Origin of the sequence: Streptomyces sp. NBC_00096, from assembly GCF_045041305.1 — a bacterium.
Lineage (GTDB): Bacteria > Actinomycetota > Actinomycetes > Streptomycetales > Streptomycetaceae > Streptomyces.
On record NZ_CP108221.1, the window covers coordinates 4346734 to 4359718 of the forward strand.

Genomic DNA, 12985 nt, shown 5'->3' on the forward strand with positions numbered 1-12985 from the left:
GGAGGCAACGATGTACCCCACGCGCACCACCTCGACCACAGGCACCTTCCACCTCCGCCCGACCCCACCGGACCGGACGGCCACCCCGACATCCGCGGCCGCGCCGAACCGGACCGAAGCACTGCAGCCGACGGCCGCACCGTCCACGGCGGCCACGCCGGAGCGGGCGGAGGCCACCTCCGAGTGGGCGGATGCCATGCCCGAGCGGGCGGAGGCCGCGCCGTCTGCGCCGGGGCCGCGTGCCACGGAGTGGGCGGCGACGGGCCCGGCCGAGGGCGCGCCGCCCCTGGCCGGGCCGCACGCGGCGGAGCGGCCGGCGACCGAGCCGGGCGGTGCCGAGTCGGCGGCGACCGGGCAGTCCGCGTCGGAGCGGGCTCGGGCCGGATGGGCGGTGGCGGGGGAGTCTGTGGCCGCGTCCGCTCAGGGTGAGTCGGTGGCGACCGGGCAGTTCGCGTCCGCGTCTGCTCAGGGCGAGTGGGCCACGACCGGGCAGTCCGTGTCCGAGCGGGCTCGGGCTGAGGGTGTGGTGACGGGGGAGCCCGTGGCCGCATCCGCTCAGGGCGAGTGGGCGGTGACCGGGTCGTCCGCGTCCGCGCCGCCGCCGGGTGAGTGGGTGGCGGCGGCGCAGTCCGAGTCCGCGGCGGGTCTGGCCGAGTGGGCGGCGACCGGGCAGTCCGCGTGCGCGCCGTCTCAGGCCGAGCTGGCGGCGACCGGGCAGTCCGCTGCCGAGCGGGCACGGGACGAGTGGGCGGTGACCGCGCGGACCGCGGCCGCGCCGACCGCGACCGGGTGGGCGGAGCCGACCGGTTGGGTGGTGGCTCAGGACCAGGCGCGGCCGGAGCCGGCTCCCGTTGCCGTCGCCGAGACGCCACCGGGGGGCACGGAGGACCGGGACATCGACGGCCCGGGCATGGACTGGCCGGTCGTCGCGGGAGCGGCGGGCCGGGGTCCGGCCGGTGCCCCGCACGGGCCCGCCGCCCGGGCGGCGGAGGCCGCGCGCGGCGACGTACCCGCGGCGCGGGCCCAGGCGCTGGACATTCCGCACCCCCAGGACGAGCAGGCCCACGCCGGGGCCGCCACCCCGCGCCTGCGGGGGCTCGACGGCGAAGCCGCCCGCCCGCATCCGCAGGACGACCTCTGGCCCGCCACCCCCCTGGCCGCCCGGGGAGCGTCCCTCGCCGCCGCGGGTCTCGTCGCCGACGCCGAAACCGGCCGCCGGAGCGGGCTGTTCAGCGACGGGACCTACGCTCCGCCGAGCACGGCGGACCTGCCGGGGTCGACCGGCCGAGCCGCCGAACCGGCCGAGGCCGAGGCGGGCAGCGCGCCGCCGTACGGTGTCCCGGGCCCGGCCCAGGAGGCCGGGTACACGGTGCCCGCGGCCGTACGGGGCCTGCCCGGACCGGCCGATGCCGAGCCCGCGCACGGCGTCGCCGGGTTCGTGTCCGAACGCGGTGTCCCCGGTCCGTCCCCTGACGCCGAGCACGCTTTCAGCGGCGCGGCCGCACGGCAGGCGGGAGCCGACGTAGCTCCGCACGCCCCGGCCGGCGGGCGCGAGCTGACGTGGTCCGTACCCACACCGGGCGGCGCCGTGCCCGCGTCGGGCGGCGCCGTGCCCGCGTCGGGCGGCGCCGTGCCCGCGTCGGGTGGCGCCGTGCTCGCGCCGGGCGGTGCCGTGCCCGCGCCGGGCGGCGCTGTGCCCGCGTCGGGTGCCGCCGTGCCCGCGCCCGGCGGTGCCACACCCACACCCGGCGGTGCCGTGCCCGCCTCCGAAGGTGGGGTCGGATGGGCGGGTGCTGCGTCCGGCGAGCCCGCCGCCTATGCCGACGCCGACGTCGAGGACGCCCCCGAGCCGCACGCCCCGTTCGTGCCCGGGCCCGGGGTCGTCGAGGTCGTCGCGCGGGCCGTGGCGCGGATGGCGGAGGACGATACGCAGGACCTGCCCCGGGTCACGCCCGTACGCGGGCCCGGGGTGACCGAGGTACCGGTCCACCTGCCGTTCCGGGGCGCGGTCCAGCGCACTGCCCAGCCGCCCGCGAAGCAGCAGCCCCAGGCAAAGGCCAAGGCTCCGGCTGCCCCCGCCCGGTCCGCCCCCGGCCGCCGCGTCCCCCGTGGCGACGACCGGCTCCGCGAGCACCACGGCCCGGTGCTTCCCGGCTGGATCGGCGTGGCCGTCGGCGGGATCGCGCTCGCCGGCTGCGCGGTCGTGCTCTGGCGGGCCGGGGCCGTCCCCGACCCCCTCGCCGTGGCGTTCGGCGTGGAACCCCGCCCCTACCGGGGACTGCAGGCGCGGTTCTGGCCCCCGCTCGCCTTCCTCGGGATCATCGTGCTCCTCGCCCTCGGCGGACTGGGCCGGGGCCGCGCCGGGCACGCCTGGGTGCTCACCCTCTTCGGCCGCTACCGGGGCACCGTCCGCCGCTCCGGCCTGACCTGGATCAGCCCGCTCCTCCTGCGCCGCCGTGTCGACGTCAGGCTCCGGCACTGGCGCAGCGACCCGATGCCGGCCGTCGACTCCGGCGGCCTCGCCCTCCAGGTCGTCGTCCAGGTCGTCTGGCAGGTCAAGGACACGGCCCGCGCGACCCTCGCCGTGGCCGACCACGTGGACTACCTCGCCGAGCAGGTCGAATCGGCCATGGCCCGCGTGCTGTCCCAGCTGCCCGCCGACGCCTTCCACGAGGACGCCCCGACCTTGCGCGACGCCGAGGCGGTCGGTGACGCGCTGACCCGGATGCTGGCGGCCGAGACCGAGGCGGTCGGAGTGGAGGTGTTCTCGGCGCAGCCGACCCGGATCGAGTACGCCCCCGAGGTCGCGGACGCCATGCGCCGGCGCCGGGTCGCGGCGATCGACGCCAAGCACCGGGACACCGTCCTGACCTCGGTGGTCGACGCGGTCGACGACACCGTCCACCGGCTCACCTCGCGCGGGCTCGTAGAGCTCGACGACTACGAGCGCAAGGCACTGGTGAAGGACCTCACCGTGGCCTTCTACACGGGCCGCGCGGAGTAGCACCCACGCGGAGCGCAAGAAGGGGCAGCGCAAGCTGGGCGGCGCAAGCTGGGCGGCGCAAGAGGGGCAGCGCAAGAGGGGCAGTGGAAGAGCGGGTGGATACGGGTGGACCGGACCACCCGTTCTTCCATTGGTCTGGACATGGCCAACTCCCGTCAATACTGTGGGACTTGGTCTAGACCTAAAGAGTCGTGAGCGGGCCGTGCCGCCGACACCGGTACGGTCCATCCCCACGTGCGCGCACGCTCTCGCCGGACACCCCCCCCACGTTCAAGGAGCATCATGCGTTCCTTCCGCATGCCCAGAACCCCGCGGGCCGCCGCCGTCGCCGCCGCCGGCCTCGGAGCCGTCACCACCCTCGCGCTGGTCACGGCCCCCACCGCGACCGGCCACGGCTACACCGACACCCCCATCAGCCGCCAGAAGCTCTGCGCCAACAAGACCGTCGCCGACTGCGGCCCCATCCAGTGGGAGCCCCAGAGCGTCGAGGGCCTCAAGGGCTTCCCCGCGGCCGGTCCCGCAGACGGTCACATATGTTCGGCGAACCACAGCGAGTTCGCCCAGCTCGACGACCCGCGCGGCGGCGCCTGGCCCGCCACTCCGGTGACCGGCGGGCAGAGCTACAGCTTCCGCTGGCAGTTCACCGCGAACCACTCCACCACCGACTTCCGGTACTACGTCACGAAGAACGGCTGGAACCCCACCAAGCCCCTCACCCGCGCCGACCTCGACCCGCAGCCCTTCCTCACGGTCGCCTACAACGGCGCCCGCCCCGCCATGACCACCGTCCACCAGGGCACCATGCCGAGCGGCAAGAGCGGCCGGCACCTGATCCTCGCCGTCTGGACCGTGAACGACACCGCGAACGCCTTCTACTCCTGCTCCGACGTTCAATTCTGACGGAACGTCAGCTACCCTCCGGCGGCATGCGGACGACGACACCCGAAACCGTCGCGGAGCTCATCGCGAGCCAATGGGGCGACCACCGGCCCGGCCTGAAGCACGCCGACGGCGTGCTCAGCCACCACCGGACCGCCCGGGAGGCCGCGGCGCGCGCCGCGCTCCTCGTCGACCTGCTGCCGCCGGGGGCGCAGCCGCACGTCGGGGTGCTGCTCGACAACACTCCCGAGTTCCCGTTCTGGCTCGGCGCGGCGGCCCTCGCCGGGGCCGCCGTCGCCGGGATCAACCCCACCCGGCGCGGTCCCGAGCTGGCCCGTGACATCCTGCACACCGACTGCCGGATCCTGGTGACCGAGCGCGCCCACCTGCCGCTCCTGCGCGGCCTCGACCTGCCCGGCGTACGGATCCTGGTCACGGACGGTGAGGACGGCGGGGAGTACGCGGCGCTGCTCGCGCCGTACGCCGGAGCGAAACCCGGTGACGCGACCCTGGGCGCCGGTCCGGGCCCGGCCTCCCGGCTGCTCCTCTACTTCACCTCGGGCTCCACCGGCGCCCCGAAGGCGGCCATCTGCACCCAGGGCCGCCTCGCGGGCGCGGGCGCCTCGCTCGCCCGGCACTTCTCGGTCACCCCGGACGACGTCCACTACATCTGCATGCCCCTCTTCCACGGCAACGCGGTCATCGCCGACTGGCTCCCGGCCCTCGCGGGCGGCGCCGCGGTGGCGCTGCGACGGCGGTTTTCGGCCTCCGCGTTCCTGGACGACGTACGGGCCTACGGAGCGACGTACTTCACCTACGTCGGCCGGGCCGTCCAGTACGTCCTCGCCACCCCGCCCCGCCCCGACGACCGCGAGCACGCCCTGCGCCTCGGCTTCGGCACCGAGGCGGGCGCGGTCGACGCGGCGCGCTTCGCCGAACGCTTCGGGGTCCGTCTCGTCGAGGGCTACGGGGCCACCGAGGGCGGCGCCTCGGTCCAGCGCACCCCCGACACCCCGCCGGGCGCACTGGGGCGCGCGGGCGCGGGCGACGACCTGGCCGTCATCGACCCGGAGACCGGGCGCGAGTGCCCGCCGGCCGTGCTCGACGCGCGCGGCCGGCTCCTGAACGGCTCCGAGGCCATAGGCGAGCTGGTCAACAAGGGCCGCAGCCTCTTCGAAGGCTACTGGCGCAACCCCGACGCGGAGGCGGCCCGCACCCGCGACGGCTGGTACTGGACCGGCGACCTCTTCTTCCGCGACTCCGACGGCTTCCTCTACTTCGCCGGCCGCACCGACGACCGGCTGCGCGTCGACAGCGAGAACCTGGCCGCCGCGGTCATCGAGAGCATCCTGGCCCGCTGGGCCCGGGCGGCCGCCGTGGCCGTGTACGCCGTACCGGACGAGGTGGCGGGAGACCAGGTGATGGCGGCCGTGGCCCTGCGCGAGGGGGCCGCCTTCTCCCCGCAGGGCTTCGCGGCCTTCCTCGACGCCCAGCCGGACCTCGGCACGAAGATGGCCCCGCGCTACGTGCGGATCGTCGCCACCATGCCGGTCACGGCGACGAACAAGGTCCACCGGGTCTCCTTGCGCGGCGAGGCCTTCAGCACCACGGACCCGGTCTGGTGGCGGCCGCCGGGCGAGAGCGCGTACCGGATCATGGAACCGGCGGACCGGGCGACCCTCCTGGCCTCCTACGAGGCGCAGGGGCGGGCCGATCTGCTGGGGCGCTGAATACGGTTTTGAGCACCCCTGAGGAGCAGGTAGTATTTTCTCTATCAGCAGGCGCCGCTAGCTCAGTTGGTTAGAGCAGCTGACTCTTAATCAGCGGGTCCGGGGTTCGAGTCCCTGGCGGCGCACCTGTCCTTCGGGCGGTTTCCGGTTCACCGGGAACCGCCCGAAGTGTTTTCCGGGACGGTTCCGGGGCCCACCGGGCGCGAGGCCCGGCCGACCGGCCGCCCCGCCGTCAGAGGGTGAGCGACAGCAGCAGCGGCGCGGCCTTGCGGTTCAGGGCGTCGGCCGCCGCCCGCAGCCGGTGGGCGTGCTCCACGGGCAGGGACAGGGCCAGGCAGCCCACCGAGGCTCCGGCGGTGATCGGGACGGCCGCGCAGACCGTGCCCACCGCGTACTCCTGCAGGTCGAGCATGGGAACCGTGGCCGGCTGGCTGTCCAGCTTCGAGAACAGGATCCGCTCGTTCACGATGGTCTTCGACGTCAGCCGGGCGATCTTGTGCCGGGACAGGTGGTCGCGCCGTCCGTTCAGGTCGAGCTGGGTCAGCAGGCACTTGCCCACCGCGCTGGCGTGCGCCGCCGAGCGGAAGTCGACCCACTCGTGCACCTTGGGCGTGCGGGGGCTGTCCGCGAACTGCGTGATCCGTACCTCGCCGTCGACGTACCGGCTGATGTAGACCGCCGCGCCCACCGAGTCGCGCAGCCGGTCCAGGGTGTCCTGGAGCTTGTCCTGGAGGGCCTGCTGGCGGTCGATGCCGGAGCCGAGCAGGACGAGGGAGTCGCCTATGGCGTAGGCGCCGTCGGACACCTGCAGCACGTACCCCTCTCGGCGCAGCATGAGGAGCATGGGGGCGAGATGGACCGCGGGCAGGCCGGTCTCACGCGCGATCTGTACGTCGGTCACGCCGCCGGTATGGCGGGCGACCGTTTCGAGTACGCGCAGGGCGTACTGCACCGAGTGGAACGGCGCGGTCGGCTCGGGCTTCAGCGCCACGGTTTCCCCCTAGCAGGTTGTTACCGCTTGCTCTCACACGATAGCCACCAAGAGGCCCATGTGGAGCGCCTGTTGATGAGATTGATGGCTCAATCACATCGCTCTGCCTGGATCTACTCCCCTGGCATATGCCAAGGTCATGGGCTATGTCCGAGAGCACCGGGAATGCCCGGCCCGGCCGTGCGGTTCGAGTTCTTCGTACGGACGGGCGAGCGGAGCGGGAGCGACGATGAGTGACACCGGAGACGCGGGTCGGCAGGGTCGGCAGGGGAGCCGCACACCGGACCGGGCCGGGACCGGCCCGTCCGGGGACCGCGGCGGGATCCGCGGGACGGCCGTCGGCCGGGCCCCGGTCCCGCTCTCGGTGCTCGACCTCGTCACCGTCGGAGCCGGCAGCACCGCCCACGCCTCCCTGCGCACCAGCGTCGGCATCGCCCGGCTCGCCGAGGCCCGCGGCTACCACCGGCACTGGGTCGCCGAGCACCATTCGATGCCCGGGGTCGCCAGCTCCTCCCCGGCCGTGATCCTGGCCCACCTCGCGGCCCACACCTCCCGGATCCGGCTCGGCTCGGGCGGGGTCATGCTGCCCAACCACGCCCCGCTCGCCGTCGCCGAGCAGTTCGGCACCCTGGAGGCCCTCGCCCCGGGCCGGATCGACCTCGGCCTCGGCCGGGCCCCCGGCACCGACGGGCACACGGCCGCGGCGCTGCGCGGGCCCGGGCGGCGCGACGAGGCCGTGGACGAGTTCCCCCGGCAGCTCGCGGAGCTGATCCGCTTCCTCGACGACGACTTCCCCGACGGGCACCCGTACGCCCGCGTCCACGCGGTGCCGGGCCCGGTCCAGGGGCCCGCCGCCCGCCCGCCCGTGTGGCTGCTCGGCTCCTCCGGCTTCAGCGCCCGGCTGGCCGGCGGTCTCGGACTGCCCTTCGCCTACGCGCACCACTTCTCCCCGGCCGGGACCCTGCCCGCCCTCGACCTCTACCGGCAGTCCTTCCGGCCCTCGGCCGTCCTGGACGCCCCGTACGCCGTCATCGGGGTCGCGGCCCTCGCCGCCGGCACGGACGCCGAGGCCCGCGCACAGGTCCTGACCGGCGCCCTGTCGATGCTCCGGCTGCGCAGCGGGCGCCCCGGCCTGGTGCCGACGCCCGAGGAGGCGGCGGCGTACCCGTACACGCCGCTGGAGCGGGAGTTCGTGGACGAACGGCTCGCGAGCGTGATCCACGGCACCGCGGACGAGGTGCGCAGCGGGCTCGACGCCCTGGCGAAGCTGACGGGCGCCGACGAGCTGATGCTGACCGCCAACGCCCATGACGGCGAGACCCGGTTGCGCTCGTACGGGCTCGTCGCAGATGCGTACGGGATGCCGGGGGAGGACCCGGAGGCGCTCTGATCGAAGACGAACGGGGTTTGGCTGGTTTGTTGCCGAAACCTTGCGCGGGGATGGCCGGAGGTTCCCAAAAACTGCTCGTCACCTGGGGTGGCGGGCAGTTATTGGTATGCAGTCACGCCTCTGACCAAGGGATTTGTCCCAGCAGTGGTCTAGTCCTTCTTTGGTCCAAACCATTGACTCGGGCCAGGAGTGATCGCTATCACTTCTCCCACCTGATGTTCTCGCTCTCCCCTCCCACCCCCCGGAGGCAGTTCATGCACATCCGTAAACCCCTCATCGCGGCTGCCGCCACCGCCGCGCTTGCAGCCGGTGCGCTGGCGACCTTCGCGGGGCTCGGTACCGCCTCGGCCGCCGAGGCCTCTTCCACTGCCACGGCCGGCAATGTCAAGATCGCTTACTACGACCAGTGGAGCGTGTACGGGAACGCCTTCTATCCCAAGCACCTCGACACCCGCGGCATGGCGAGCAAGCTGGACGTCATCAATTACTCGTTCGGCAACATCCACCCCACCGACCTCACCTGTTTCGAGGCGAACAAGGCGGCGGGCGATGACAACAACCCCAACGCCGGTGACGGGGCGGGCGACTCGTACGCCGACTACCAGAAGTCCTTCAGCGCGGCCGACAGCGTCAGCGGCGTCGCCGACAAGTGGGACCAGCCCATCGTCGGTGTCTTCAACCAGTTCAAGCAGCTCAAGGCCAAGTACCCGAACCTGAAGATCAACATTTCGATCGGCGGCTGGAGCTACTCGAAGTACTTCAGCGACGCGGCCAAGACCGACGCTTCCCGCAAGAAGCTCGTCTCCTCCTGCATCGACCAGTACATCAAGGGCAACCTGCCGGTCGAGGGCGGCTACGGCGGCGCGGGCAGCGCGGCCGGCATCTTCGACGGCATCGACATCGACTGGGAGTACCCGGGCTCGTCGGGCGGTCACCTCGGCAACCACTACGCCGCCGAGGACAAGCAGAACTTCACGCTCCTGCTCAAGGAGTTCCGCACCCAGCTCGACGCGTACGGCGCGGCCAACGGCGGCAAGAAGTACCTGCTGACCTCGGCCCTCCCGGCCGGCCAGGACAAGATCAAGTACATCGAGACGGACAAGATCGGCGCGTACCTCGACTACGCGAACATCATGACGTACGACATGCACGGAGCCTGGGACGCGGACGGTCCGACGTACCACCAGTCCCCGCTGCTGCCCTCCTCGTCCGACCCGACCGACGCGATCGCCCCGGGCACCGAGAAGTACAGCATCAAGAACGCCATCGACTCCTGGATCGACGGCAACGCGGCCTACGGGATCACCGGCGGCTTCCCCGCCAACAAGCTGACCCTGGGCTACGAGTTCTACTACCGCGGCTGGAAGGGCGTGCAGGCCGGCACCACCAACGGTCTCGCCCAGCCCGCCTCGCAGGCCTCGGCCGCCCGTCCGACCAGCCAGCAGGCCGGCATAGCGCTCTACAAGGAGCTCGGCGGGATCGTCGACAACCCGGCGACCACCTTCTGGGACGACCAGGCCAAGGCCTCGTACTTCTTCAAGGACGGCGAGTTCTTCACCGGCCTCAACCAGAAGTCCATCCAGGCCCGGGTCGACTACGGCAAGCAGCGCGGCCTGGCCGGCGCGATGATGTACTCCCTGCTCGGCCTGGACGCCAACGCCACGCTGCTGAACCAGATCTCGGACTCCCTCGGCGGCACCACGCAGCCGCCGACCACCCCGCCGACCACGCCTCCCACCACCCCGCCCACGACGCCTCCGACCACCCCGCCGACCACGCCTCCGACGACGCCGCCTGCGGGCTGCACCGCTCCGGCCTACGTCGCGGGCACCGTCTACACCGGCGGCAACGAGGTCTCGTACAACGGCCGCAAGTACAAGGCCCAGTGGTGGACGCAGAACGAGGTGCCCGGCACCACCGGTGAATGGGGTGTCTGGAAGGACCTCGGCGCCTGCTGATCTCCCCCCACCCCGCGCCGAGCGCCGACCGCCCCCGCCCCCTCACCGGGGGCGGGGGCGGCCGTGTTCGCGATCAGCGCGCGGTGCGGCCGTCCACCTCGTACTGGCCGGTCGTCACGAAGTAGCGCAGCTCCTCGGGGGTGCCGTCCAGGGCCTTGTTGGCCGCCGCGCGCAGGGCCGGGCTGATGCCGGGGCGGGCCAGGATCCGGGCGACGGCGAACCGGTCGTCCTCGGCCCGGGCGAGCCGGAGGCCGGTGGCGAGGAAGGCGGTCCGGGCGGCGGCGGTGCCGTCCAGGGCCTTGTTCGCCTCGCGGATGACGGCCCTGCCGGAGGCCGGGTCGGCGAGGAGCCTGACGATGGCCACCCGGTTGTCCTCGTCCCGGGCGATCGGGAGGCCGGTGCTGAGGAAGGCGACGCGGTCGGCCGGGGACCCGTTCAGGGCCTTGTTGGCCTCGCGGATGACGGCCCTGCCGGAGGCCGGATCGGCCAGGAGCCTGACGATGGCGGCGGCGTTGTCGGCGTCCGTCGGCGTCGCCGCCGATACGGCGGCGGCGGGCGCGGCCGCCGGGCCGGCGGCGAGGGCCGGGGTGGACAGGAGCAGGGCCGGAGCGAGTGCGGCGGCGGTCAGGACGAGTGCGGCTCGGGTCGTCTTCATCGTGGTTCCCCCCTGGGACGAAAGCTGCCGGCGGTGGCCGGCGCGAAGATCGTTCCAAAGGTGGGCGCGGCGGCGTAATGCCGGGAACCGGCAGTGTCCGGCCACGGCTTCCTTCCGTGGTTGCCGTACTAGGGGGACTAGGGGGTTTCGCCGGTCCGGGGCCGGGCCGCGATCATCTCGGCGATCAGTTCCGGGGCCACCGCCCGGGAGTACAGCCAGCCCTGGCCGGTGTCGCAGCCGACGCGGCGCAGCCGGGCCGCCTGGCCGGCCGTCTCCACGCACTCCGCGGTCACCGTCAGGCCCAGCCGGTGCGCGAGCTGCACCAGGGCCTCGACGATGGTCTCGTCGGCCGGGTTCGGGTGCGCTCCCTCCTCGTAGCGGAAGCCGCGGACGAAGGAGCCGTCCAGTTTCAGCACCGAGACCGGCAGCCGGCTCAGGTAGGCGAGGTTGGAGTATCCGGTGCCGAAATCGTCGATGGCGATCCGCACCCCCATGTCGCTCAGCGCCTGCAGTGCCTGGAGCGGCCGTCCGGCGGAGCCCATCACCGCCGACTCCGTCAGCTCGAGCTGGAGCAGCTGCGGCGCCAGACCCGTCTCCGCCAGGATCTCGGCGACGTCGCCGACCAGGTCGGAATCCCAGACCTGGCGCACCGCGACGTTGACGGACACGAAGACGGGCGAGTCGCTGGGCTGCTCGATCTGCCAGCGCCGCGCCTGGCGGCAGGCCGTGCGCAGCACCCAGCGCCCCAACTGGACGATGGAGCCGTCCTCTTCGGCAATTCCGATGAACCGATTCGGCGTCAGCAAGCCGAACTGCGGGTGGTTCCAGCGCACCAGGGCCTCCACCCCGCGCACCACCCCGCTCTCCAGGTCCACCAGCGGCTGGTACTCCAGCGTGAACTCGCCGCGCTCCACGGCCGGCCGCAGCGTCGAGGACAGGGCCTGACGGGTCATGCGGTGTGCGTTGCGCTCCGGGTCGAAGAGCGTCCAGCGGGCCTTGCCGTCGGCCTTGGCCCAGTACAGCGTGGTGTCCGCGGCCTGCATGAGGGCGGTCGCCGAGGTCCCGGCGGCCGCCCGCTCCACCACCCCGATCGAGGCCGAGACCGACAGCCGCTGCCCGGCGAGGTCGAACGGCTCCTGTACGGCGGCCAGTACGCTCCGCGCGAGGTCCGCGAGCTGTTCGGTGCCGGTGGACTCCTCGACCAGCAGGGCGAACTCGTCTCCGCCGAGCCGTGCCACGAGGTGTCCGCCGTTGCGTCCGTAGCCGGACTGGTCGGCGCACCGGGTCAGCCGCTTGGCGACGGCGGCCAGCAGCCGGTCGCCGACCCGGTGGCCCAGGGTGTCGTTGACGGCCTTGAAGCCGTCGAGGTCCAGGTAGCACAGCCCGATCCGGCCGGTGCCGCCCTGCTCGTACGAGGACGCCTCCAGGGCGGCGGAGAGCCGCTCGAAGAACAGCGCCCGGTTGGGCAGCCGGGTCACCGGGTCGTGCATCTGGAGGTGGCGCAGGCGGGCCTGGAGGTCGCGCCGGTCGCTGATGTCGGCTACGGACAGCAGTACGTCGCCGGTCGCGGGGACGGGGCCGAGGGTGATCTCGGTCCACAGCGAGTGCCCGTCGGGGTGCTTGAGCCGCCGGGTGCAGCGCAGCCGGGCCTGCCGGCCGCGCAGCACCTCCTGGTAGGCCTGCCAGGTGCGGGCCTCGGAGGCCAGGTCCACCAGATCGGCGGCGGACTGCCCGGTGAGGGCGTCCGGCTCGGCGCCGAGCAGCCCGGCGAGGGCCTCGTTGGCGCAGGCGACGTGGCCGCCGCGGTCGATGAGGGCCATGGGGAGGTGGGCCGCGTTGAAAGCGGCCCGGAAGTCGGCTTGGTGACCGGCCGCGTGGTCGTGCGGCGCGGATCCGGTGTGGTCCGGGGTTGCCGTCGTCGACGGCTCGGAGTGACGCTGCGTCATGGCCGATCGAATGCTGTCGGCCGCCGAACCGGTTCCGTCTGAGGTTCCGCTCACCGTTGGCTCCCGCAGTGCGTGTGAGTGTCCGTGCAGGAAAGTGTGCCGATCATAGAGGCTGCCGGACGGCCCTATCCAGCGGCGTCGCCGTGTGGGACGCGGGAGTTCGGTGTGATGACGGATCGTCGGCGCGATGGAGCGTGATCGTTTCCGCACGGCTGTGAGCATGCGGCGACCTCTGCTGTCCTCACCTGACCGGTCGTGACTTTCCGTAGGCGGGTGTGCGAAACCCCGCGTCACCGTCTTGCCCCAGTGCTCACTCGTGTGGGGCAGCGGAACAGGGCATTAGTAAGACAATCGCCCCAAGGTGGATGAAGAGGTACCAATCCACCACCGGAGGTCGATGTGCCGCGACAGCAGACACCCGGGGGAGTGGAC

8 protein-coding genes and 1 tRNA gene are annotated in these 12985 nt (G+C 73.1%); 6 read left to right on the plus strand and 3 right to left on the minus strand.

What is annotated here, in order from left to right; genetic code table 11:
• Positions 1 to 10: 10 nt before the first annotated feature.
• The 4 genes from OG904_RS19120 (at position 11) to OG904_RS19135 (ending at position 5738) form a co-directional block, all read left to right on the plus strand.
• Positions 11 to 3004, plus strand: a complete 2994-nt coding sequence (locus OG904_RS19120) for an SPFH domain-containing protein (RefSeq protein ID WP_405492522.1) — start codon at positions 11 to 13, stop codon at positions 3002 to 3004.
• Between the two features lie 282 nt (positions 3005 to 3286).
• Positions 3287 to 3904, plus strand: a complete 618-nt coding sequence (locus tag OG904_RS19125) for a lytic polysaccharide monooxygenase (RefSeq protein WP_405492524.1) — start codon at positions 3287 to 3289, stop codon at positions 3902 to 3904.
• A gap of 26 nt (positions 3905 to 3930) precedes the next feature.
• Positions 3931 to 5613, plus strand: a complete 1683-nt coding sequence (locus OG904_RS19130) for an AMP-binding protein (RefSeq protein WP_405492526.1) — start codon at positions 3931 to 3933, stop codon at positions 5611 to 5613.
• A 51-nt stretch (positions 5614 to 5664) separates the two neighbouring features.
• Positions 5665 to 5738 (plus strand) — tRNA-Lys (locus OG904_RS19135).
• A gap of 107 nt (positions 5739 to 5845) precedes the next feature.
• Here OG904_RS19135 and OG904_RS19140 read toward each other — a convergent pair.
• Complete coding sequence (locus OG904_RS19140; protein WP_405492528.1) at positions 5846 to 6604, minus strand: IclR family transcriptional regulator; 759 nt, start codon at positions 6602 to 6604, stop codon at positions 5846 to 5848.
• 229 nt (positions 6605 to 6833) lie between these two features.
• On the opposite strand from OG904_RS19140, the gene OG904_RS19145 reads away from it, so the two are divergent.
• Both OG904_RS19145 and OG904_RS19150 read left to right on the plus strand, forming a co-directional pair.
• Positions 6834 to 7994 (plus strand): LLM class flavin-dependent oxidoreductase, encoded by a 1161-nt coding sequence (locus OG904_RS19145; protein ID WP_405492530.1) that lies wholly within the window; start codon positions 6834 to 6836, stop codon positions 7992 to 7994.
• Positions 7995 to 8248: 254 nt separating this feature from the next.
• Positions 8249 to 9952 carry a glycosyl hydrolase family 18 protein gene (locus OG904_RS19150; RefSeq protein WP_405492532.1) on the plus strand — a complete coding sequence of 568 codons (1704 nt, stop codon included), beginning with the start codon at positions 8249 to 8251 and terminating at the stop codon, positions 9950 to 9952.
• A gap of 73 nt (positions 9953 to 10025) precedes the next feature.
• Here OG904_RS19150 and OG904_RS19155 read toward each other — a convergent pair whose 3' ends face one another.
• Positions 10026 to 10607 carry an ALF repeat-containing protein gene (locus tag OG904_RS19155; RefSeq protein WP_405492534.1) on the minus strand — a complete coding sequence of 194 codons (582 nt, stop codon included), beginning with the start codon at positions 10605 to 10607 and terminating at the stop codon, positions 10026 to 10028.
• A 137-nt stretch (positions 10608 to 10744) separates the two neighbouring features.
• Positions 10745 to 12553: a putative bifunctional diguanylate cyclase/phosphodiesterase gene (locus OG904_RS19160; RefSeq protein WP_405492536.1), complete on the minus strand. Its 1809-nt coding sequence runs from the start codon at positions 12551 to 12553 to the stop codon at positions 10745 to 10747.
• Positions 12554 to 12985: the final 432 nt, after the last annotated feature.

Excerpts from the sequence above, each read along its gene's own strand:
- OG904_RS19120 (WP_405492522.1), top strand. The coding sequence starts at position 11 with ATGTACCCCACGCGCACCACCTCGACCACAGGCACCTTCCACCTCCGC.
- OG904_RS19125 (WP_405492524.1), top strand. The coding sequence starts at position 3,287 with ATGCGTTCCTTCCGCATGCCCAGAACCCCGCGGGCCGCCGCCGTCGCC.
- OG904_RS19130 (WP_405492526.1), top strand. The coding sequence starts at position 3,931 with ATGCGGACGACGACACCCGAAACCGTCGCGGAGCTCATCGCGAGCCAA.
- OG904_RS19145 (WP_405492530.1), top strand. The coding sequence starts at position 6,834 with ATGAGTGACACCGGAGACGCGGGTCGGCAGGGTCGGCAGGGGAGCCGC.
- OG904_RS19150 (WP_405492532.1), top strand. The coding sequence starts at position 8,249 with ATGCACATCCGTAAACCCCTCATCGCGGCTGCCGCCACCGCCGCGCTT.
- OG904_RS19155 (WP_405492534.1), bottom strand. The coding sequence starts at position 10,607 with ATGAAGACGACCCGAGCCGCACTCGTCCTGACCGCCGCCGCACTCGCT.
- OG904_RS19160 (WP_405492536.1), bottom strand. The coding sequence starts at position 12,553 with ATGACGCAGCGTCACTCCGAGCCGTCGACGACGGCAACCCCGGACCAC.